19 protein-coding genes and 2 other annotated features (1 of these 21 only partly in view) are annotated in these 21,631 nt (G+C 40.1%); of the genes, 12 read left to right on the top strand and 7 right to left on the bottom strand.

The genetic code is table 11. The features are described 5' to 3' along the window. Positions 1 to 253 precede the first annotated feature (253 nt). The 6 genes from AYR53_RS01710 to AYR53_RS01685 all read left to right on the top strand — a co-directional run bounded on the left by AYR53_RS01710 (position 254) and on the right by AYR53_RS01685 (position 6,729). Entirely contained in the window at positions 254 to 466 is a 213-nt protein-coding gene (locus AYR53_RS01710; protein WP_068226142.1) for a hypothetical protein, read from the top strand. A gap of 212 nt (positions 467 to 678) precedes the next feature. After that, positions 679 to 927, top strand: a binding site (T-box leader). A 149-nt stretch (positions 928 to 1,076) separates the two neighbouring features. Further along, positions 1,077 to 2,780: a biosynthetic-type acetolactate synthase large subunit gene (ilvB, locus tag AYR53_RS01705; RefSeq protein WP_068279676.1), complete on the top strand. Its 1,704-nt coding sequence runs from the start codon at positions 1,077 to 1,079 to the stop codon at positions 2,778 to 2,780. Further along, positions 2,781 to 3,272: an acetolactate synthase small subunit gene (gene ilvN, locus AYR53_RS01700; RefSeq protein ID WP_068226144.1), complete on the top strand. Its 492-nt coding sequence runs from the start codon at positions 2,781 to 2,783 to the stop codon at positions 3,270 to 3,272. Positions 3,273 to 3,379: 107 nt separating this feature from the next. Beyond that, positions 3,380 to 4,417, top strand: coding sequence for a ketol-acid reductoisomerase (ilvC, locus tag AYR53_RS01695; RefSeq protein WP_318531621.1), 1,038 nt, complete (start codon positions 3,380 to 3,382; stop codon positions 4,415 to 4,417). A 210-nt stretch (positions 4,418 to 4,627) separates the two neighbouring features. Next, positions 4,628 to 5,908 carry a threonine ammonia-lyase IlvA gene (gene ilvA / locus AYR53_RS01690; RefSeq protein ID WP_068279682.1) on the top strand — a complete coding sequence of 427 codons (1,281 nt, stop codon included), beginning with the start codon at positions 4,628 to 4,630 and terminating at the stop codon, positions 5,906 to 5,908. A 38-nt stretch (positions 5,909 to 5,946) separates the two neighbouring features. Then, entirely contained in the window at positions 5,947 to 6,729 is a 783-nt protein-coding gene (locus AYR53_RS01685) for an ABC transporter ATP-binding protein (protein WP_068226147.1), read from the top strand. Positions 6,730 to 7,257: 528 nt separating this feature from the next. On the opposite strand, the gene AYR53_RS01680 is transcribed toward AYR53_RS01685, so the two are convergent. Beyond that, the gene (locus AYR53_RS01680) at positions 7,258 to 7,641 is read right to left on the bottom strand and encodes a Rid family detoxifying hydrolase (protein WP_068226148.1); all 384 of its coding nucleotides are present in this window, start codon (positions 7,639 to 7,641) and stop codon (positions 7,258 to 7,260) included. A 336-nt stretch (positions 7,642 to 7,977) separates the two neighbouring features. On the opposite strand from AYR53_RS01680, the gene AYR53_RS01675 reads away from it, so the two are divergent. Together AYR53_RS01675 and AYR53_RS01670 are read left to right on the top strand one after the other, a co-directional pair. Continuing rightward, a complete protein-coding gene (locus AYR53_RS01675; protein ID WP_068226149.1) occupies positions 7,978 to 9,009 on the top strand; it encodes a branched-chain amino acid aminotransferase in 1,032 nt (343 codons plus the stop codon). A 366-nt stretch (positions 9,010 to 9,375) separates the two neighbouring features. Beyond that, positions 9,376 to 9,720, top strand: coding sequence for a hypothetical protein (locus AYR53_RS01670; protein ID WP_068226150.1), 345 nt, complete (start codon positions 9,376 to 9,378; stop codon positions 9,718 to 9,720). 166 nt (positions 9,721 to 9,886) lie between these two features. Here the strand turns inward: AYR53_RS01670 and AYR53_RS13745 are convergent, their stop codons facing one another. Both AYR53_RS13745 and AYR53_RS13740 read right to left on the bottom strand, forming a co-directional pair. Then, the gene (locus AYR53_RS13745; protein ID WP_075168886.1) at positions 9,887 to 10,768 is read right to left on the bottom strand and encodes an IS3 family transposase; all 882 of its coding nucleotides are present in this window, start codon (positions 10,766 to 10,768) and stop codon (positions 9,887 to 9,889) included. Beyond that, positions 10,765 to 11,301 carry a helix-turn-helix domain-containing protein gene (locus tag AYR53_RS13740; RefSeq protein ID WP_068224266.1) on the bottom strand — a complete coding sequence of 179 codons (537 nt, stop codon included), beginning with the start codon at positions 11,299 to 11,301 and terminating at the stop codon, positions 10,765 to 10,767. Before AYR53_RS13740 ends, AYR53_RS13745 begins: the two co-directional genes overlap by 4 nt. A 219-nt stretch (positions 11,302 to 11,520) precedes the next feature. On the opposite strand from AYR53_RS13740, the gene AYR53_RS01655 reads away from it, so the two are divergent. Next, on the top strand, positions 11,521 to 12,669 hold the full coding sequence (locus AYR53_RS01655; RefSeq protein WP_068279687.1) for a baeRF6 domain-containing protein: 1,149 nt from the start codon (positions 11,521 to 11,523) through the stop codon (positions 12,667 to 12,669). Between the two features lie 4 nt (positions 12,670 to 12,673). Here AYR53_RS01655 and AYR53_RS01650 read toward each other — a convergent pair whose 3' ends face one another. From AYR53_RS01650 to apf, 4 genes are all read right to left on the bottom strand, one after another. Beyond that, a complete protein-coding gene (locus AYR53_RS01650) occupies positions 12,674 to 12,997 on the bottom strand; it encodes a DUF960 family protein (protein WP_068226152.1) in 324 nt (107 codons plus the stop codon). Between the two features lie 471 nt (positions 12,998 to 13,468). Then, positions 13,469 to 14,134: a phosphatase PAP2 family protein gene (locus AYR53_RS01645; protein WP_068226154.1), complete on the bottom strand. Its 666-nt coding sequence runs from the start codon at positions 14,132 to 14,134 to the stop codon at positions 13,469 to 13,471. A 345-nt stretch (positions 14,135 to 14,479) separates the two neighbouring features. Beyond that, positions 14,480 to 16,288 (bottom strand): oligoendopeptidase F, encoded by a 1,809-nt coding sequence (gene pepF, locus AYR53_RS01640; protein WP_068226155.1) that lies wholly within the window; start codon positions 16,286 to 16,288, stop codon positions 14,480 to 14,482. 313 nt (positions 16,289 to 16,601) lie between these two features. Further along, positions 16,602 to 17,255 (bottom strand): aggregation-promoting factor, encoded by a 654-nt coding sequence (apf, locus tag AYR53_RS01635; protein WP_068226298.1) that lies wholly within the window; start codon positions 17,253 to 17,255, stop codon positions 16,602 to 16,604. 522 nt (positions 17,256 to 17,777) lie between these two features. On the opposite strand from apf, the gene AYR53_RS01630 reads away from it, so the two are divergent. From AYR53_RS01630 to AYR53_RS01620, 3 genes are all read left to right on the top strand, one after another. Further along, on the top strand, positions 17,778 to 19,319 hold the full coding sequence (locus tag AYR53_RS01630) for an ABC-F family ATP-binding cassette domain-containing protein (RefSeq protein WP_068226156.1): 1,542 nt from the start codon (positions 17,778 to 17,780) through the stop codon (positions 19,317 to 19,319). A 199-nt stretch (positions 19,320 to 19,518) separates the two neighbouring features. Continuing rightward, the gene (locus AYR53_RS01625) at positions 19,519 to 20,958 is read left to right on the top strand and encodes a C69 family dipeptidase (protein WP_068226157.1); all 1,440 of its coding nucleotides are present in this window, start codon (positions 19,519 to 19,521) and stop codon (positions 20,956 to 20,958) included. Positions 20,959 to 21,182: 224 nt separating this feature from the next. Continuing rightward, positions 21,183 to 21,512 (top strand): hypothetical protein, encoded by a 330-nt coding sequence (locus AYR53_RS01620; protein ID WP_068226158.1) that lies wholly within the window; start codon positions 21,183 to 21,185, stop codon positions 21,510 to 21,512. 39 nt (positions 21,513 to 21,551) lie between these two features. Next, positions 21,552 to 21,631: a binding site (T-box leader), on the top strand (it continues 115 nt past the right edge of the window).

The following is a 21,631-nucleotide window of genomic DNA, read 5'->3' as shown; positions in this document are numbered from 1 at the left end:
ATTCTGCTTTTAATTATATGTGCGCGGCAGAGGCATTTGCGGAGACGCAAATGTAAAACAAGAGGTGGTAACACGCGAAAGCGTCCTTGTGGTCTTATCTAAGATCACAGTGGGCGCTTTTTTTGTTGGCGTAAGCTCTCTGAATTAGATTGTCCTTTGACAATTGAATAGAAGAAGGCACTTATAAACTTACAAAAAGATTACAGCCATGCACGTTTCGAGTGCGCGAAGTTCGCGCTAGGAGGTTAAAAATATGAAAACAGCATTTGAATTAGTTACTTGTACCCACTGTGAACAGAAAGTTCCAACTGGTGTCTACTGTAGTAATTGTGGTAAACAGCTTTTCACCATTCAAGGGCAGGTTAATATCACAACAAGTTTTTGCGTTAACTGTGGCGCGCTAACCCCGGCAACTAAGTACTGTAGTATTTGTGGTTACGAAAAGGATTACGACCATTACTTCTAAAGTATTAGCGAATACCTGGAACTAAATTGTACTAGTAACCATTTTGACTGATTTAGCACGAATGTATTTGAAAGGACATAGATCTGTATGACCTTTTAACTACCTGCAAGAATAAACAAAAACAAAAATAAGTAAAAAAGTAATTGACATTCATGATTACTACAAGTATATTAATAACCAAGCAAATGTGTTGATTTATTTCAGCACCATAAATAATCATGTTGACGGGAAAGAGTATTTCGATGTTCTGCCTTAAAGCGAGTTTCAGTAGGTGAAAGGAAACAAGCAGACGTCTTAAGAAAATCCTCCCCGAGTGATGAACCGAAATTTAAGTAAGTTTATTGGCTGCCACCATTATCCCGCTAGCGTATCGCAATTATTTTTATTGCTGCACGTGAAGAGGTAGTACCAGTAATGGTGCTATGAATAGAGGTGGTAACACGCAAATAAGCGTCCTTCAAGATTTTAAATATCTTGGCGGGCGCTTTTTATTTTTCCCAAATGAGTTAAAAATTATTTTAAAAAGGTGTTGACAACCACAAAAACTAATGTATAGTGAATAACATAATTTCTAATAGAATTTTAATCAATTGTTTTAGGAGGTGAGTGGATGTTAGAAAAAGAAACACAGAGCAATGTTCAACAACAAACTGGCGCGACAGTTTTACTTACGGCTTTGAAAAAGCAAAATGTTAATCTGTTGTTTGGTTATCCTGGTGGGGCTGTTCTTCCACTTTACGATGCGTTGTACCAAATGAAATTTCAAAATATCTTGGTTCGACACGAGCAGGGCGCAGTTCATGCGGCTGAAGGTTATGCGAAAGTAACCGGAAAACCAGGCGTTGTCTTTGTTACTAGCGGACCAGGTGCAACTAACGCAATGACTGGCCTAGCTAACGCAATGTCAGATTCAACGCCAATTGTTGTCTTTACTGGCCAAGTTGGAGTTGGTGCCATTGGAACGGATGCCTTTCAAGAAGCAGATGTACTGAGTATGACGGCGCCCGTTACCAAAAATAATTATCAAGTACGGCGTGTTGCCGATTTACCCCGAATTGTTGCTGAGGCGTTTCGCGTAGCAACAACTGGGCGGAAAGGGCCAGTCGTTGTTGACCTTCCCAAGAGTGTTACACAAGAACAAGTAACGGAGCTTACCGATGATCAAGTTCATTTAACCAGTTATCAGGCAAAGCGGCCATTGGATCAAGCTGCAATGGACGAAATGCTACTTGCTTTACGGCAAGCAAGTAAACCAGTCATCCTTGCCGGTGGTGGTATTGGGGCCGCCCAAGCGAGTACCGAATTGCGAAAATTCAGTAAAGATTTTCAGTTGCCAGTTGTTGCTAGTTTATTAGGATTAGGTGATATGCCAACTGATGAACCACTATTTTTAGGAATGGGTGGCATGCATGGCACTTATACCGCTAATATGGCACTCACCGAATGTGATTTTCTTCTATGTATTGGTGCTCGGTTTGATGATCGCTTAGCAACGGCGCCAAAACAGTTTGCACCAAATGCTAAGATTGCGCACATTGATATTGACCCGGCCGAACTTGGTAAAGTGATTGCGGCGGATTATCCGATTGTGGCCGATGCAAAGGTGGCCTTAGAGTACTGCCTGGCACAACCAATGAAGCCAGCGCACGATCAAACTTGGCTACAACTTTTAAAGCAAAGAAAGGCCGCTCATCCCTACAGTTATCAAGAAAGTAGTACTGAATTAAAACCCCAACGAGTGATTGAATTAGTTGGTCGTTTAACCAAAGGTGATGCTACGGTGGTGACCGACGTTGGGCAACATCAAATGTGGACCGCCCAGTTTTACCCCTTTAGCCGACCACAACAATTAATTACTAGTGGTGGTTTAGGAACAATGGGTTTTGGTTTACCAGCCGCGATTGGTGCTGCCTTTGCCACTCCAGATAAAACCGTTGTCTTATTCGTGGGCGATGGGGGGCTACAGATGACTAGTGAAGAATTAGATGTTTTAGCAGCTTACGATCTCAACGTTAAAGTTATTTTGTTAAACAACGGGACGCTTGGAATGGTTCGTCAATGGCAAGATTTATTTTACGAAAAACGCCGTTCCCAAACGGTCTTTGATCACCAACCGGATTTCATGAAGCTTGCTGCCGCGTACGGACTTCGTCATTTAAAGGTAACTTCGCCAGTAACAGTAGCGGCCGAGTTAGAACGAGCCTTTAGTTCGCCACACGCAATGCTGATTGAGGCCGATATTCCAGCACTAGAACAAGTTTTCCCGATGATTGCGCCAGGGAAATCTAACGATCAAATGATTGGGGTGAAGTAAATGCGGCGGGTACTTACTTGTATGATGACTAATAATCCAGGGGTTTTAAATCGTTTTACTGGTGCGCTTAATCGTCGCCAGGTCAACATTGATAGTATTTCAATTAGTCCAGTAGTTGATCCGGCCGTTTCACGAGTAACAATGGCCGTTTATTTAGCCGATAAGGCCGCCAGTACGCAGTTACTTCGCCAATTAGAGAAACAAGTTGATGTTTTTGAAGTTAAAGATATCACCGATGTTCCGCACATTGAACGAGAATTGGTTTTAATCAAGATCAGTGCACTACCTGAAAAGCGGGCGGAGTTACTGGCAATGATTCAACCATTTCGGGCTGCTATTGTGGATGTTTCATCAGTAGACGTGGTGGTGCAAATCACGGGGACACGTTCTAAGGTTGCGGCATTGCTTCGCGTAGTGAAACCATATGGTATTTTAAAATTAGTTCGAACAGGGGTTGCAGGTTTTCCCCGGGCAGAAAGCACTTCTGATTAATCCCCAAAAAATCTGGTTAAAAGTGGTATCACATTTCCTTTTCTTTTTATCTATATAATAGGAAGAAAAGTGAAATTTGTTATAAATAGATTGGTTTGGTTACTGAATTGACAAGAAAAATGGAGGTTTTTTATATGACAGTAGAAATGTTATACGACAAAGACGTTACAACGAATTACATGGCTGGCCAAACGGTTGCATTTATGGGCTATGGCTCACAAGGTCACGCCCAAGCAAACAACTTACGGGATTCTGGTGTCGACGTTATTGTAGGTGTTCGGCAAGGTAAATCATTTGATAAGGCTAAAAAGGATGGTTTTCCAACTTATTCAGTTGCCGAAGCCGCTAAAAAGGCCGACTGGGTTCAGATGCTAACACCTGATGAAGTCATGTCGGACGTTTATAAGGAAGAGGTTGCGCCCTACCTTGAGGCCGGTAACACACTTGGTTTCTCACATGGCTTTAACGTTTATTATAAAGAAATTGTACCACCTGCAGACGTTGACGTTGTTATCATGGCGCCTAAAGGACCAGGTAACTTATGCCGTCGTACATATATGGAAGGTTTTGGTGTTCCCGCACTTTATGGTTACTACCAAGATGCTTCTGGACACGCCGAAGATAAGGCTAAAGAATTTGCTAAGGCTAACGGCGCCGCTCGTGCTGGACTTTTGAAAACAACCTTCAAAGAAGAAACCGATGAAGATTTATTCGGTGAACAAAATGTCTTAATGGGCGGGGTTACTTCATTGATCGAAACTGGTTTTGAAGTTTTAACTGAAGCCGGTTATTCACCACAATTGGCCTATTTTGAAGTTGAACACGAAATGAAGTTAATCTGTGACCTGATTTATGAAGGTGGCTTCAATAAGATGTATCGTGATTGTTCAAATACATCTGAATATGGTTCATACGTTGTCGGACCAAAAGTCATCGGCAAAGAATCAAAGCAGGCTATGAAGGATGCTCTTAAAGAAATCCAAAACGGTAAGTTTGCTAAAGACTTTATGGCTGATTACCGCGCCGGTTTCCCAGAATTGTACAGATTACGCGAACGTTCTGAGAATTCACAATTATCCCAAGTTGGTGAAGAGCTACGTGCCCGGATGCCATTCGTTAAGGAAGCTGATAAATACAGTAACTAAAAGATCTTTTATGATAAGTAGGTAAGTGAGCTCTAGCGGAAAGGACGAGATTGAAATAAAGCCTTGAAGGCGAGTAAACGTTCATTCCCTAACTAAAAAATGGTTGCGGAATGATTGTTAAACTCACATTCAATAGGTAGATTCTGGATTTGGAATTTACCCTTTATTCAGTCAACTCCTTTTTAATTTGAACGAAAGGATGGTGGCAAAATGGATTTAAAAACGAAGACAGATCAAGCTTTATTGACAAAAGAGGATGTAGAAAAGGCAAACGAGGTGTTGGCACCAATTATTCGGCACACACCGTTACAGTATGATGTCTATTTATCCCAGAAGTATCATTGTCAAGTTTACCTTAAACGTGAAGATTTACAGGCCGTACGTTCGTTCAAAATCCGTGGCGCCTACTACGCAATTCACGCTACACCGGCAGCTGAACGGGAAAAAGGAGTTGTCTGTGCCAGCGCCGGTAACCATGCTCAAGGGGTTGCTTGGACTTGTCATAATATGAAAGTACCAGCAACGATTTTTATGCCAACTACGACACCACAACAAAAAGTTAGCCAAGTTGCCTTTTTTGGTGGCGATGACGTAACGATTAAGTTGGTCGGAGATACTTTTGATGCTTCAGCTGAAGCGGCAGAAAAATTTTGTCAGGAAAAGCAGCAGACCTTTATTGCACCATTTAATGATAAGCGAACGATGGCCGGTCAAGGAACCTTGGCCGTTGAAGTACTTGCCGATGCGGAGCAGCAAAACGTTAATGTTGATTATTTTCTTGCCGCTGTCGGTGGTGGCGGTTTGTTAAGTGGGACTGCGGCTTACATTAAAGCAGTTAGTCCCCGAACCCGAGTTGTTGGCGTTGAACCAGCAGGTGCGGCGTCAATGACCAAGGCTTTGGAAGTGGGCCACCCAGTAACGTTAAATGAACTAGAGAAATTTGTTGATGGCGCGGCCGTTCGTACGGTTGGCGAATTAACCTACGCTAACGTTAAGGCCTACGTTGATGATATGCTGGCTGTGCCAGAGGGCCAAGTTTGCAGTACTATTTTAGATTTATATAGCAAAGAGGCAATTGTTGCTGAGCCGGCTGGAGCCTTAAGCGTTTCTGCCTTGGAACAGTATCAAGATGAGGTTCGCGGAAAAACGGTTGTTTGTGTGATTAGCGGTGGAAATAACGACATTAACCGAATGCAGGAAATTGAGGAACGCTCCTTAATCTTCGAAGGCTACCAGCATTATTTTGTCGTTGATTTTCCTCAACGACCAGGAGCCTTGCGCGAATTTGTTAACGAAATTCTGGGACCAGATGACGATATTACAAAATTTGAGTACACAAAGAAAGTTAACCGCGGTAAAGGGCCAGTTCTAATTGGAGTTCGATTAGGCGATAAAACGACATTACCGGATTTGTTGGATCGACTAACAATGTTCGACCCACATTACATTAACTTAAAGGACAATCAAATGTTGTACACCATGTTGGTTTAATAACAACACTATGTTGAACCTCAAAAGGAGGTGGCCTAATGGGCGAGATCCTTTCGTTTAAGGATGTTTCATTAGAACGCGGTGACCATATTATCTTGAAACACATTGACTGGACAATTCATGAAAAACAGAATTGGGCAATTCTAGGATTAAATGGTGCGGGAAAGACGACTTTATTAAAACTAATCCACGGCGATATCTGGCCAACTAGCGGGCAACTAAAGGTTCTTGGTGGTGTTTTTGGACATACCTCAATTCCAGAATTAAAACGAAAAATTGGTTGGGTAAGTACTGCCCTGCAGGATTGGTTACATCCAGGTGATTTAGTGGAAAGTATTGTTTTGTCAGGAAAATTTGCCAGTATTGGCGTTTACGAACACTATACCGAGGCCGAAATGGATCAGGCCAAGACGATTTTAAATCGTTTGGGTGGCAAACGTCTAATTGGTAAGCCTTACCGTGTCTTATCACAAGGTGAACGCCAACTAGTATTGATAGCCCGTGCCTTAATGGCAAAACCGGAATTACTAATTTTAGATGAACCATGTAATGGTCTAGATTTATTTGCCCGGGAACAACTATTGCAACGGGTGGCATTAATTGCGGCCGAACCGAACAGCCCAGCGTTACTATTCGTTTCACACTATACAGAAGAGTTATTACCGTGCTTTAAAAATCTGCTCTTACTACGAAATGGGGAGATTGTCGAAAAAGGTAGTCGGCAAGAACTTTTAAATGAAGCAACCTTATCAAAATTTTACCGCGAACCGATTCAAACACTAAAACTTGGCAAAGAACGTGTGGCTGTGTACCCTACATAGAAAAAGTGGGGTATTTCTGAAAATTATTCTAAGAGCGCGTTTGAAAATTGTTAACCTTAATTGTAGAAATTAGTTCGTGTTTAGGAAATACCTTTATTAGGATTTTCCTAACTAATTAGTGTGCGTGTTTGAAAAAGCAGCTTCCTGCGGTTGCCATGTTTCAACTTGGCGGTTTTCGCCTTAGTTGAATGGACAACGTATGAAGCATCAAAATTATTAGCGTACTTAGCTAATAATTCTCAGTTGCGGAATAGTAGCTACAACAGCCAAATCACCTTTTTCAAAGTTAATTCGTCTGTTTAGGCTGCGATTCGGACTTCGGTTCATCCTAGTCCGATCGACAACGTCAGTAATCCTCAGAATCTAGGTCGGAAAATGTCCTTATTAGTATTTATCTGATTAATTTGGTGTGAACGTGTTTGAAAAAGCAGATTCCTGCGGTTAGCTACAGCAGTCACTTCGGCCGTTGCACGGCCAAAGCGCCTACTTAGGCTAATCCTCAGAATCTAACCGCTTTTTCAAACACTCCTATTTAGTAGCAGTGTATTCAATTTCAATGAGTGCGTCATCAGGTAAGGCTGCGACTTGGACGGTTGAGCGTGCTGGTAGAAATTTAGCGTCAGTAAAGTAGGTTGCGTATAGATCATTGACAACCGTAAAATCGGCAACGTTGGTCAGAAAAATAGTTGTTTTAACCACGTCAGCGTAATTCATACCGGCTGCAGTCAAAACAGCGCCCATATTGGCCATGATTTGTTTAGTCTGGCTAGTAACATCCGCGCCATTTAAACTGCCGGTTTCTGGTTTTAGGCCAATTTGACCAGAAGCATAAAGTGTTTGATCAACAAGAACGGCTTGTGAATAAGGGCCAAGCGCGGCTGGGGCAGTGCTAGTAGCGATAACTTTTTTCATTTGAAAGACTTCCTTTAGTTAGTGTGAATTAGTTTAATTAGCGCTAATTCTATATTAGAATTAGATTAAAGTAAATGATAAATTAAACTAGCCAAAAATTAATTTACTAATTAGTACATTTAATAACTATCTTATTCAAAATAAAATGAAAAACATTATAAAATTTAAAATATTAGATATTATGTGACTATAGCAGTAATGTTAACGCATAATTAAACAAGAATAGCTAAGATTGAGTTTGACAAAAACCAAAGTTATTACTAAACTATACATTAAAATTAGCTTACAAAAACCATTGATTTTTTAATTTAGTATTTATTGAAGGGAGTTTTACATATGTCAGTTAGTGCAGCAGATGTTGATTTTAATAATTTAGGGTTCACCTACATGAATTTACCTTATCGTTTTCGTGCGTATTATAAGGATGGTAAGTGGCAAAATGAAGGCTTAACGGATGATCCAGATTTGCATATCAATGAAGGTTCAACCATTTTACATTACGGTCAAGGTGTTTTTGAAGGTTTAAAGGCTTACCGGACAAAAGATGGTGAAGTTAATTTATTCCGTCCAGAACAGAATGCTAAACGAATGACACATTCATGTGAACGCCTTTTAATGCCCGAATATCCAGTTGATAAATTTGTCGACGCTGTTAAACAAACGGTTGTCGCAAATAAAGACTTTGTGCCACCATACGGTAACGGTGCAACTTTGTACTTGCGTCCTTATATGGTTGGTGTTGGTGGTAACATTGGTGTTCATCCAGCAGAAGAATACATTTTCTCAATTTTCGCGATGCCAGTTGGGAACTACTTTAAGGGTGGTTTAACACCAACGGCCTTCATCACTTCTGAATATGACCGTGCCGCACATAAAGGTACTGGTGCTAACAAAGTTGGTGGTAACTATGCTGCTAGTTTGTTCCCAGGCCAGTACGCTCACGAGAATGGCTACAGTGATTGTATCTACCTTGATCCAGTTTCACACCGTAAAGTCGAAGAAGTTGGTTCAGCAAACTTCTTTGGTATTACAAAGGATAACGTATTCTTGACACCAAAATCGCCTTCAATCTTGCCTTCAGTTACTAAATACTCCTTGCTCTACTTGGCAAAAGAGCGTTTGGGCTTAGGTACTAAAGAAGGCGACGTCTTCATTGATCAGTTTGATCAGTTTAAGGAAGCTGGAGCCTGTGGAACGGCGGCCGTTATTTCACCAATCGGAAGTATTACTAACGGTGATGACAAGCACGTCTTCTATTCTGAAACTGAAGTTGGACCAGTTACGAAAAAATTATACGATACGTTAACTGGTATCCAGTTTGGTAATGTAGAAGCGCCAGAAGGCTGGATTCAAAAAGTAGAAGTATAATTCAGTTGATTGCTACCTTTGGCTTATTGGTGAGCAGTATTAATTAAGCTAGGTTTTAATTCTAAGTAAGAGGCTAGGACTTTTTGTCCTAGCCTCTTACTGTTTCCGATCATTATTCTAGAACGTGGGCCAAAAGTCTGGGTTCACGTGCCTAACTACGGTTATTGGGTTGGCCCTACGCTTCGCAGTAAACCCAAAGACGACTTTTGGCTCACTCCCTGCGAGAATACAGTAATCCGGTTACTAAAATTTGGGTTAAAAAAATTGGAAAACGGCCGCTAAAAGATGAACTTTGAAATAGTTTGTCCAATCTGGTGCCGGCGGGACTATAATAGACTTAGTAGTGACAGAAAAGAGGTGTGTGTGATGACAGATGAAGGTATAAAGTTTACAACCTTAAGCGATCAGGCCAAACAAACCGCTATTCAGGATTTTATGTCGGCTTACATTGATCAATTTCGCTGGAATAACCTTGAAGTATTTGAGGCCAGTCAAAGTGAAGGCGATATTCCGGCAATTAATAAAATTTTGATGAGTGGTGCGCGTTTCGATAAAAAAGACCTAATGGCTTACCTAACACAGCGCGTCGGCGAACATTTTTCTCGTTTGATGACTAAGCTTGATCAAAGCTATTTGGCAAACGGAACACCAATTGAGCCATGGGAAACGTGGTTTGAAGATCATCGCTTACAGTTGGAGGACGGCCAATAACGTTCATTTAAATTCACGCAGACCTGGACAAGTTGTCCAGGCTTTTTTTGTGTTTGGGATCAGGAATAGTTAAAGGTTTATTTAACCGGAAGAATCCAATACTACGAAATTTTGGAAATTAAAAAAGACGCGCGCTTGAAGTGAACCCTTAAAATTGGACAAATTATTAAGCTGCTTTTTGAACGGCGAGTTCTCGGTATTTTACCGGGGACTTGCCGTTTAATTTTGTCTTAATACGACGATTGTTATAGAAGCCTATCCAATCTGTCATTGCTTGAATTAGGCTAGTTTTATCTTCAAAATGTTCATCCATCATTTCTGCTTTCATAATATGAAAGAATGATTCCATTACAGCGTTATCAAGGCAAGTCGCTTTACGAGACATACTTTGAAATGCACGATGCTCTTTTAACAGCGTTCGCCATTGGTGATGTTGATACTGAAAACCTTGGTCAGTATGAACAGTTGTCCGATATTTTAGTGCTGGAAGTCCTTCCAAAGCTTCTTTAAGTGGTCTAATGGCGAATTCCACTGTCGGATGTTCACTAATATTAAATGCTAAAATTTCTCCAGAGAATAGATCTAGTACCGGTTCCAAATACACGCGTTCTTTCATTTCCATGGATCCATATCGAAATTCACTGACGTCTGCTACAAGTTTCTGATAGGGCCTGTCGGTTTTAAAGCGGCGCTTCAAGCGATTAGGGGCAACCCTACCAACTAATCCTTTATACGAGTTGTATTTACGAGTTTGTCGATTAAAGGCGTGACATAACCAGTCGTGTTCCTGCATAATGCGTAAGACTCGCTTGTGATTTATCTGAAATCCTAAATCATGCAAGGCACTTGTCGTTCGACGGTACCCGTACTTCTTTGTATATTTTGAATCGTGTTGACGAATTTCATCAATTGCCTGAATAACTTGATCATCATTGAAGGTACGTTCCTTATGATTTCGAGTGTAGTAATACGTGCTACGCGGTATTTTAATTACTTTAAGAATCAATTTGACCGATACTTGGAATATTTGCCTCAACTCAGTCGCTATTTCTGAGATTTCCTTTGTGCTGATTTTTTCTGAGCTAAGGCCTCTAATTTTTTTAAGTATTCATTCTCAATCTTCAACATTTGATTCTCTTTTTGAAGTTGCTTTAAGGTCTCTTTCGTCGTTAAGCTGTCCTTTTGGACAACTGGTTTAACGTTCTTATTCTTGTGTTTTACCATGTTTTTTGAGTTGCCCCGCTTTCGCTCAAGCCCCTCAATTCCTAATGCCTCAAATCTCTTTTCCCATTGCCAAATCGTACTTGGCGAAGATAAATTAAAGTGTAAGGCGGTTACTGGAAGTGAAGCCTGATTTTGTTTCTTCCAGTTTAATACATCAACTTTGAACTGACTAGTGTATTCTAAGTCCCTAGCTTTTGGCTGAAGTCCCTTAATACCAAACCTTTCAAATCGCTGAACCCAGATTGAAATGGTAGTACGGTTACCAATTTCATACTTTCTCGCTAGTGAAAATGCTGCCTGACCACTTAAATACTCGGTGACAACTTTAACTTTAAAATCGAAATTAAATTTACTCATAACGAAACCCCCAAGATTGGATTTTTTCTGTCCAATCTTGGGGGTTCACTTTAGCTAGCCAAATTATTTTTTGCCGTACCATGTATTTAAACAGCCGATTAAGTTCCTTTGAATAAAGAGTGATTGGGTGCTAAGATGGGACTGAAAGTGAATTAGAAAACGCTTTCTGCCTATTTTTTTACCTTTACTACTAAGATTTTGATTCTTGGAGGGATTATTATGGCAACATTACAGCGAGATTTAGCACAATTAATGCAAGCTCAGGGCGAACAAGGCCCTTACGTATCAATTTTTATGGCAGTCTCACCCTATGAAAGTGGGATAGATGGTGATAAAGGTCGTTTTCGGGGGTTAATCCAGCAGGCCAAAGCAAATTTTAAGACCCGTTATCCAGAAAAAAATTGGACAACGTATCAGGCTGAATTTGAGACGGTTTTACAAACACGTGCGCTGGGTAATAATGGTGCGAAAAGTGTTGCCATTATTGCTGGAAGCGAACAAATTTTGGTTTATCCTTTGAACATCACTGTTGCTAATGTTGTTCATGTAGGTGATAATCTTTATCTTTTGCCAGTTATTGAGAACGATCAATTTAATTTAGATTATGATTTGTTAAAACTAAGTCGAACGGAAATGGATCTTTGGCGGGTTCAAGACGGTCTGGCCCAAAAAGTGGATCTACCAAATGAAGCACCTAAAACGAGTGAACAGGCGTTGGGGACTGAACTAACCAGCGGCAAAATGCGTTGGACTAGTTCTGGTGGTAACGGTGGTGTTCACGGACAAGATTTAAAAACACGAACTCAAGAAAATGATCACCAAAAGTATTTTCAGATCGTCGATAATTTTATTTATAAGAATTATTCCAAGGCGCAACAACACCGGCTGGTTTTAATGGCCACGACGGAGAATCAGAGTATTTTTCGTAAAATTAGCAAGAATAATTATCTGTTAAAAGATACAACGGTGACTAAGCTTCCCGCAAAACTGGATCAAGGTGTGATTAATCAACTGGTGCTCGGTATTAACCAAAAGTTGAGTCAGGATGTAATGACTATCCTAGCGACTCAGGTTGATCAGGCCCGTTCAGCAAAAAAGTACCTTGATGATTTAAGCGATATAATTTCACGGACGACTGAAGGTGGCGTGGCGACATTGTTTGTTGCCAAAGATGCCACTGTGCCAGGAATTATGGATCTAAAGCAAAATCTTGATTTAAGGAGTCCGGCAGCTAAGGCAAATAATTTATTAAATGATTTAAGCGTTGCTACCTTGGCCTTAGGTGGTCAAGTCTATGTATTGCCGGCGGATGAACTACCGGCAGATACGCCCGCAATTGCAGTTCTGCGTGGCGTTAATCAAGCTTAAAAGGTTAACTTGCTTCTTCAGGAAGAAGCATTCGTTGATAGTAGCGTTCTTGTTCAATTAAAACTAAATTAGGTAAGATAGTTGCGGCATCAATTAACTCGATTGAGAAGTGATCATCTAGATAAGGCGCCTTTTGGGTAAAATAAATTTCGCAGTGTCGGCCATCTTTTTGAATCTCAACGCTTAAAATGACGGCCAAACGTAATTCTTGCGACTGTAACAGATCAAAATAATTCCAAATATAATTGGTGAAATAACGTGGTAATTCGGTTTTAATACCAGCGGTTACAGTTCGTTGTGTTTCACGCTTACCAAAAATAGTAATCACTCCTTAATAAAGTTTAATCTACCAAAAATAAAAGTTCAGTATTACGATTTTATTTACTTAATTATTTTAATTGTAGGTAATTCAGAATACGAATACTAGCTAAAAGTGGCTTTGTAAACGAAATGATACAAGGCATTAATTTATTTGCCATATTCAGGCTGAATTGCAATCTTTTCGGGGCTTTGTGACAAATAAATGACGATTGATAGCGTAAATATAAAGGGAAGAATAGTGCTGAATTTAAATTTGGTGCTATTCCTCCTTTTTAAGTTGTTTTGCCGATTGTTTGTCCGGAAAACTAAAGAACAGTATGAAGATCCTTTTTCACTAAAGTTTGGAAAGTCCTTTTTGATCAACGTAAACGTGTTAAAAAAATTATTGTGATTGGCCTTGTTAAACGGACTGAGCAGTAAGGTTAGCGTAGCCAGTAATCATTTTAGATTGTGGCTTAAAATCTAAGTACGCCACTCGTTAATATTTTGCGTGGCGCGGCCGAACTACCTTCTTCTGAAGGCGGAGGAAGTAATGTTGGTAAAGCCAAAGTGCCGCTTCACCCCAAATTAGCGCCAATAGTATTGCACCAAGTACGTCACTGGGATAGTGAGCGCCAAGGTAAACACGGGAATAACTAACTAATAATAATAAAAGTACGCCAACAATGTAACAAAGTGACTGCTGCCACTTGTTTTTTAAGTGATTGATCCAAAAAACGCAAATAAATAAAAGGATAATCGTAGTTCCTAAAACGTGCCCACTAGGAAAGCTGTAGCCATTTTCGGGTAGGATTATTTTAATTGCTGGCCGCTGGCGTGCAACTAGTTTTTTGACCACACTGGCAATTGCGTCGCCACCAAAAATAGTTAAGATAACCCAGATGGCTTCACTAGTATGGCGATGAAACCAGAGGAATCCGGCGATTAGTGCGGCGTAGAATAGATCAAGTGTTGGTTGTGCCAAAATGGTGATTAGTTTAAAGAAAAAATCTTTCGTAGCCGAGGTGTTGGCTTGAACTCCCTTAATTAGTAGTTCGTCAAGTCCAGTGAGAAGCTGGAATTTAACTAAAATGGCAAGTAATAAGAAGCTCACCGTTAAGCCTAGCCACCATTTTATTGGCATTTTGTGTTTTTGAATTAACATAATTGACCTCTTCAATTTTTTAGTGATAACGTTTTGGTTATCTGCGTCTTAAGGATAACTGATAAGGTTAAATATTTTCTAAAGAAAAGGCTAATTCAGTCCAAAGTCCTAGCTTAATGAAATTTGATCTGGCCTAGGTTACGTTTTTGTCATCGCTTTTCGCTAGGAATAATTCTGGCCAGCAAAAAAGCTGGGACAAGTGTCCTAGCTTTTTTTGCTATTTCCGAATATTACTCTAGAATATGTGCTAAAAGTCTGGGTCGGCTGAACCCCAAAAGTGACGTTTATCCAACTCCCTCTCTTCGTTATGAAATAGTAAGTAATCATTTGGATACACGCTAACTTTTAGTCAGCTAGTAATTTTTCTAGTTCAGTTAGGCGTTCTTCAAAAACAGTAAAGGCCTTTTCGAGGTAATCAGCTTTAGTCATGTCGACACCAGCGGCCTGCATAATTTCAATTGGGTAGGCCGAACTACCAGATTTAAGGTAGTTAATGTAAGCATCGCGTTCTGGTCGTTTTCCATTAACAATTTTATCCGCCAAGGTAGTCGCTGCGGCAAAACCAGTAGCGTATTGGTAAACGTAATAATTTAAATAAAAATGGGGAATTCGTGACCATTCTAAAGCAATCTCTGGATCGTCTGCAGTATCAGGACCGTAGTATGCCTTGTTTAATTTACCGTAGTAATCCGACATACTTTCGGCCGTCAGCGCAATTCCGTTAGCATCCTGAGTATGGATAAATTGTTCGAATTCAGCAAATTGAGTCTGCCGGAAAATTGTGCCTTTAAAGCCATCGAGGTAGTAGTTTAAAACATAAGCTCGTACCTTTGGATCAGTTTGGGTTTTTAATAGGTAATCAGTCAGTAAATTTTCATTAGTCGTGGACGCAATTTCGGCAACAAAAATAGCGTAGTCACCGTATACATAGGGTTGATTGTGATGCGTGTAATAACTATGAACTGAATGGCCCATTTCGTGAATCAAAGTATATAGGCTATTCAGATTGTTTTGCCAGTTCAACAAAATGTATGGGTTGGTATCATACATACCAGAAGAGTAGGCACCACTAGTCTTACCTTTATTCTCAACAACGTCAATCCAGCGCTTTTCATAAGCCTCCTCAACAACACTAGTATAATCACGGCCCAAGACTTTGACAGCCTTTAAGACTTCCTGCTGGGCCTCTTTGTAAGTATAAGTTAAAGTCGGTTCACCAGTTAAAGGAGTGTACATATCGTACATATGGACCTGTTTGAGCTTTAGCGTTTTTTTACGTAATGCAACGTAGCGATGTAAAAGAGGTAAGTGTTTTTTAACAACATCAACTAAAGTTGTATAGACGCTTTCGGGAATGTGGTTACCCGCCATTGCGGCGGCACGGGCACTTGGATAATGGTGGGCCTGAGCACGAAAATTATGCATTTTAACATTCGTGATAAGCGTTGAAGCCAACGTATTCCGAAATTGATTGTAAACCTTGTATAGTTGTTTAAAAGCATTTTGCCGGACAGCCTGGTCGGTTGATTCGATTAATGTACCATAAACACCTTGGGAGAGCTGAACATCGTTACCCTGAGCATCCTTAACGGTGGGGAATGGTAAATCAACGTCATTTAAAACGTTAAATGTTTGTGATGAACCATCAAAGACATCACTGGCACCGGCAAGCAAACTTTCCTCGTTAGTCGATAGGGTGTGGTCGCGTGCAGCCGTGAGTTGTGTTAAGTAGTGCTTATAAACTTGAAGGTTACTATTTTCGTCAATGTAACTAGTCAGTTTATCTTCAGGAATGGCCAGAATTTCTGGTTCGACAAAGGCGGTTTGGGCGGAGACTTTGGCCACCAACGCACCTGCACGTTGTGACATTGCCTGATAGGTTGGATCATTATTATCCTGGTTGGTTTTTAAACTAGCGTAAACATAAACTTTTTCTAATTTACGGTAGAGATCAAAAATTTGTTCCAGACCAGTACTCAGGTCGCGTGCGTTGGCCGCTAAAGTACCACTCAATTTTTCAACTGTCGTAGTCAATGTTTGAACATCCTTGTAAGCAGCTTCCCAGTCGTCATCGGTCGGGTAAACGGTGGTTAAATCCCAAGTTAATTCAACCGGAATATCTTTGCGTAAAGGTAATTTTTGTGTATTACTCATAATGAACCTCCTGTATTTAAATAGTTATTTTTGGAGGATACCAGTAGCAACTAAAGATTATGTAAAAAGCCAATCACAATAGTTACTGTACTTTATTGTGCCAAAATTTTTGCACGGGTAAAGTGGGGTCACTCCAAAGCGCTGTTAAAGAGATGTCAGCGCTTTTCTTCTAAAAATAGCATAGCACATCCGCTCTTTTTTTGCTTTGTAATCATGATCAGTAATAAGCGGCCATTGTTATTTAGCCTTTTTATAAACAGGACACAAAAAAGCACCCACCGCAGTGAGTGCCATCAATTACAAATTTAAAGGCTTAGTACCAACCGTTTGCTTGCCAGAAGGCTTGGGCACCAGTCCATGAACCATAACGGGAAGTAACATAGTTGTTAGCAACACGTTCTTGGTTAGCAGCTGAGTAGTCGCCACCTAAGTATGAAGAGCTTAATTGGTACTTACCAACGTATTGGCCGTTTTGGGCAGAGTAGCTACCGCCAGATTCTTTGTTAGCAATCCACGCTTTAGCCGAAGCATCTGAACCAGAAACAGAACTAGTTGTTTGCTGTGTCTGCGTTTGTTGTGCTGGAGCAGCTTGTTGGGCTTGGGCCTGTGTTGCTTGTTGCTGAACTTGGGCAACTTGTTGGTTTTGTGTTTGTTGGCTAGCAGCTTGAGTAGTCGTACTTTGCTGTGTTGCTTGAGCCGTTGTACTTTGTTGTGCAGCAGTATTTTGCTGTGTTGTAGCAGCCTGTTGTGAGGCACTATCAGGTACGTTGTAACTTTGACCAGCAAAGATCAAATGTGTATAAGAATTAATGTTGTTAGCTTTTTCGATAGCATCAACAGTTGAACCATATTGTTTAGCTAACCCTGATACAGTATCGCCTGCTTTAGCAGTAACTGTAGCGGCATTAGCGGCCTGAACGCCACCAACCAATAAACCAGTTGCACCAGCAGTTGTTAACAAGATCATTTTTGCACGTTTGTTCAATAAAATAAAGATCACTCCTAAATTGGGATTATTAAATATTCTGTTTCAATGTCGATAAGTAACTTATCAACCAACAAAGGCTATTATAGGTGGCCAGTGTGTCAATTAAATGCCAACAAGATTACAAAAAAACGTATTTATGAAATATTGTTACATGCTTGTAATTTAACGTCATAAATAAGATACTTTAAACGGCCTGTTTTTGCTGTGGCGGTCTTATATAAGGTGCCAATATTACAATAGAATAGAACAAAGTGTGAAATTAATTCCAATTTTTTGTGAAAAACAGCGTTTTATCACAAAATTACGGGACTATTTTAGGAAATTTGGGCTATTTTAACAGATTGATGACAAAATAATCTATCCAAATCAATTTTATTGAAATCGATATTGAGTTTATTTTTCATGGAATCCTTTGTTTGACCGGCATTTTGTAGTGTGCTAATCTTTTAACATTGTGAAATAAAATAGGTCAGGGTTATTTTTGAAATGAGGTGAGCCAATATGAGTGTGTTAACAGTTGAAAATTTACAACAACAGTTTCTAGATAAAACATTATATGATGACACTGGGTTTGCCCTTAATCAAGAAGACCATATGGGTATTATTGGACAAAACGGTGTCGGTAAAAGTACTTTAATTAAGATTATTACCGGGCAAATTCTACCTGATAGCGGTAAAATCACTTGGAAAAAACACATTAAAATTGGTTATTTGGATCAGTACGTGAGTTTGGCTGAGCAGCAGACAATTTTTGAATTTTTAAAAAGTGCTTTTAGTGAGTTGTACGCTTTAAATAAACAGAATGAGCAAATCTACGCGGACTATGCAGAAAACCCGGATGATGATTTATTGGAAAAGGCCGGACATAATCAAGAAATTCTGGAGGCCAAAAACTTCTATGATATCGAGACCACGATTAATCAAGTTGCTTCGGGACTTGGAATTGATGCAATTGGGTTGGACCGTAATAGTAGTGAACTATCAGGCGGTCAGCGCTCTAAAGTTATTTTGGCTAAATTATTACTGGAACAACCAGATGTTCTCCTATTAGATGAGCCAACTAACTATTTAGACACAAACCATATTGAATGGCTGATTAATTATTTGAATAATTTTGCCGGGGCCTTCATTGTAATTTCCCATGATTACGATTTTCTAGGTCAGATCACTAATTGTATTTGTGATATTGAATTTGGTAAGATCACAAAATACCGGGGAACGCTAAATCAGGCTCGCCGTCAAAAAGAGGCTAATAAAGAAACTTATTTAAAGGCTTACGCAACGCAGCAAAAGAAAATCGAAAAGACGAAGGCTTATATTCGTAAAAACAAGGCTGGCAGTCGTTCGACAATCGCCAAAAGCCGGGAGAAACAGTTAGCACATATGGATATTTTAACGCCACCAGGTAATTTAATGGCATCTCATTTTAATTTTCCGTATCAGCTTAGTGCCGTCCGGATGCTGCTAGACGTTTCTGATTTAGTGGTTGGTTACGAAAAACCGCTATTAACACCATTTAATTTTTCGATTACGCAACCAGAAAAAGTTGCCATTACTGGTTTTAATGGGATCGGTAAGTCAACTTTGATTAAAACGTTACTGGGAATTATTCCTAAACTAAGTGGTGATTATTGGTTTTCGGCCACAACCAAGGTTGGTTATTTTAAACAGGAATTGCTTTGGAATAATAATCAACAAACACCGCTACAGATTGTTCAGGCGGCGGCGCCGAAGTTAACCCAGAAAAAAGTGCGGCAGTCATTAGCACGTGCAGGAATTGAGCGGGACAATGTTGATAAACCGATTAAAATGCTTAGTGGTGGTGAACAAACCAAGGTTAAATTATGCATTTTGACAATTTTCCCAGCTAATCTCTTAATTCTTGATGAACCGACGAATCATTTGGACGAGCAGACAAAGGATGCATTGAGCCAGTCTTTACAGAATTTTGAAGGCAGCGTTTTGCTGGTGACCCATGAACCTGGTTTTTATGAAGGATGGATTGATCGCGTTATTGATATTGAAAAATTACAGGTTAAATAGAAGATTGTTTTTTAAGCACATTCTAGAGTGATGATCAAAAATAGTAAGCGAGGCTGGGACAAAAGTCCTGGCCCCTTATTGTTTCCGAACATTATTCTATAGCGTGTGCCAGAAACGACCTTTGTTCCACTCCCTCGTTATTTTAGGCTAAACGTAGTAAAATGCATTTAATACTTTTTAATGAAGAGGGCTTATTTTTATGGCAAAAGTTTCAACAATGTGTACTTCTGTTTTGGTTGGTAAAAAGGCAAGTCTTGATGGTTCAACAATGATTGCCCGTAATGAAGATCGCTACTTGGCGGTCCATCCAAAACGTTTTTATATGCACCCAGCAGTTCAAGGTCGCAAGGGGGTAACGTTAAAATCGGAGTTAAATGGCTTTACGGCCCCGCTACCAGAAAAGGGCTATCGGTATCAAGCAACGCCTGATGCTGACCCCCAAGCCGAAAAAGAAGGCGTTAATGATGAAAGTGGTATTAATGAAAAAAACGTTGCAATGAGTGCTACCGAAAGCACCTATGGTAATGAGCGCACGCTTGCTTTTGACCCGCTAGTAGACGGGGGGTTGGGTGAAGATTCACTGGAAACGCTGGTCTTGCCTTACATTGACAGTGCCCGGGATGGCGTTTTGTATTTAGGAAAGCTAATTAAACAGTATGGGTCTAATGCTGGTAACAGTGTCTTGTTTAGTGATAAAAATGATGTTTGGTACATGGAGATTGTGACTGGTCATTTATGGTTAGCACAACGAATTCCGGATGATGCCTATGCGGTTACCGCTAATCAAGTTGCAATTCAGCAAGTAGATTTTAAGGATACCGGGAATTTTCTTTGGGCTGATGGTATTCAGAATTTTGTAACTGAACATCATTTGAATCCCGATTCGTTAGGTTGGAATTTTCGGCATATTTTTGGAACGAACACTAAAAAAGACCACCATTACAATACGCCACGTGTTTGGTTTGCCCAGCGTTATTTGAATCCAGAAATTGAACAGGATCCGGAAAGTGTGGACTTGCCATTTATTTGCTATCCAAGCCACCGAATCAGCCTCGAGGATGTAGAATATATTTTGAGTTCACACTATAATGAAACGCAATTTGATCCGCTGGGCCAAGGCAGTCACGCTGATAAAGTGCGCTACCGGGCAATTTCGCTATCACGGACTCAAAATTCACACGTATTACAAATTCGAAATCACGTTCCAGAATCTTGTGCTGCCGTGTATTGGTTGTCTTTTGGTGTTCCGGCGTTTAGTCCGTACGTCCCATTTTATGCCAACGCTAATGATACTGATCCTAGTTATTCCACAACGCCAATGACGCTGACGTATGGCAGTACTAGTGCATACTGGCTTTACCGGACGCTATCCATGTTAGTTGAAAGTCATCACAGTGCTTTTATTCAGGCCGATTTGGATTATTTGAAGGATGCACGACAACAGCAACACACGTTGATGGCCGGGACAGATGCTCAGGTGGATAAACAACCGGCAAGCCAAGTGACGGAATTTTTAACCCAACAAAATTACGCGCTGGTTGCGGACATGACTAAGCGAACTCAAGTATTGATTAGCACATTAATTACGCAAGGTGTCGGATTATCGCGGCTGACTTTTGATATGGATAAAAACCTATAGCCATTGGTATTTCTTATAACGCACACGTCGTTAGATGACGAAAAGATTACAGTTTATTTTCTTTGTTTAAAACGGTTGCGTTTCAATTAAAAATGACTAAAATATATCAAGGTTACATGAAAAAACGCTAGACAAAAACTGACTTTTAGAACGTTATTTTTAAAGTTTATTAGTTTTTGTCAGGTTCTTATATTTTAAGTTAATGCTAATGGAGGACACAACACATGGAATTCGTTGATGAAGAAAAATATAGCACCGTGGTCGCACAAGGTCTGAAGTTTGTACCACTTGTAGGTGATCGTTACGCCGTTGAGACCAAGGATGGGCAGCGGGCAACTTTTAAACGTGCCGATTTAGAGATAAAAGCGACCGCGAAACAAGCACTAATTCACCTTGATCAAGCGTTGCTAATTGATGCAGAATCAAAGTTGACTTTGAAGTTATCTCAACTAGTGATTGCACAATTGCAGACATTAATGAATGCTTACGATAATGAAATTGATACAACAGTTAATGCTTACATTGACAATGTTGTTTCTTATATGAATGCGTAGTCCGTTGACAACTGGCCTTTATATGTTATATTAAAAGGGATATCTGCAATGAGGCATCTAGTAGGTCAAAGAATTGTTCAGAAAGCTAGCGGTTAATGTGAGCTAGTCAATACTTTGGG

Source organism: Loigolactobacillus backii, from assembly GCF_001663675.1.
Classification (GTDB): Bacteria; Bacillota; Bacilli; order Lactobacillales; family Lactobacillaceae; genus Loigolactobacillus; species Loigolactobacillus backii.
Note: the sequence above shows the minus strand (reverse complement) of the source record. Positions and strands in the feature narration are given on the sequence as shown.

Excerpts from the sequence above, each read along its gene's own strand:
- AYR53_RS13740 (WP_068224266.1), bottom strand. The coding sequence starts at position 11,301 with ATGAGTAAATTTAATTTCGATTTTAAAGTTAAAGTTGTCACCGAGTAT.
- pepF (WP_068226155.1), bottom strand. The coding sequence starts at position 16,288 with ATGAGTAATACACAAAAATTACCTTTACGCAAAGATATTCCGGTTGAA.
- AYR53_RS01670 (WP_068226150.1), top strand. The coding sequence starts at position 9,376 with ATGACAGATGAAGGTATAAAGTTTACAACCTTAAGCGATCAGGCCAAA.
- AYR53_RS01625 (WP_068226157.1), top strand. The coding sequence starts at position 19,519 with ATGGCAAAAGTTTCAACAATGTGTACTTCTGTTTTGGTTGGTAAAAAG.
- ilvA (WP_068279682.1), top strand. The coding sequence starts at position 4,628 with ATGGATTTAAAAACGAAGACAGATCAAGCTTTATTGACAAAAGAGGAT.
- AYR53_RS01620 (WP_068226158.1), top strand. The coding sequence starts at position 21,183 with ATGGAATTCGTTGATGAAGAAAAATATAGCACCGTGGTCGCACAAGGT.
- AYR53_RS01685 (WP_068226147.1), top strand. The coding sequence starts at position 5,947 with ATGGGCGAGATCCTTTCGTTTAAGGATGTTTCATTAGAACGCGGTGAC.
- AYR53_RS01630 (WP_068226156.1), top strand. The coding sequence starts at position 17,778 with ATGAGTGTGTTAACAGTTGAAAATTTACAACAACAGTTTCTAGATAAA.
- AYR53_RS01675 (WP_068226149.1), top strand. The coding sequence starts at position 7,978 with ATGTCAGTTAGTGCAGCAGATGTTGATTTTAATAATTTAGGGTTCACC.
- AYR53_RS01655 (WP_068279687.1), top strand. The coding sequence starts at position 11,521 with ATGGCAACATTACAGCGAGATTTAGCACAATTAATGCAAGCTCAGGGC.
- ilvN (WP_068226144.1), top strand. The coding sequence starts at position 2,781 with ATGCGGCGGGTACTTACTTGTATGATGACTAATAATCCAGGGGTTTTA.
- ilvB (WP_068279676.1), top strand. The coding sequence starts at position 1,077 with ATGTTAGAAAAAGAAACACAGAGCAATGTTCAACAACAAACTGGCGCG.
- AYR53_RS01710 (WP_068226142.1), top strand. The coding sequence starts at position 254 with ATGAAAACAGCATTTGAATTAGTTACTTGTACCCACTGTGAACAGAAA.
- AYR53_RS01680 (WP_068226148.1), bottom strand. The coding sequence starts at position 7,641 with ATGAAAAAAGTTATCGCTACTAGCACTGCCCCAGCCGCGCTTGGCCCT.
- AYR53_RS01645 (WP_068226154.1), bottom strand. The coding sequence starts at position 14,134 with ATGTTAATTCAAAAACACAAAATGCCAATAAAATGGTGGCTAGGCTTA.
- apf (WP_068226298.1), bottom strand. The coding sequence starts at position 17,255 with ATGATCTTGTTAACAACTGCTGGTGCAACTGGTTTATTGGTTGGTGGC.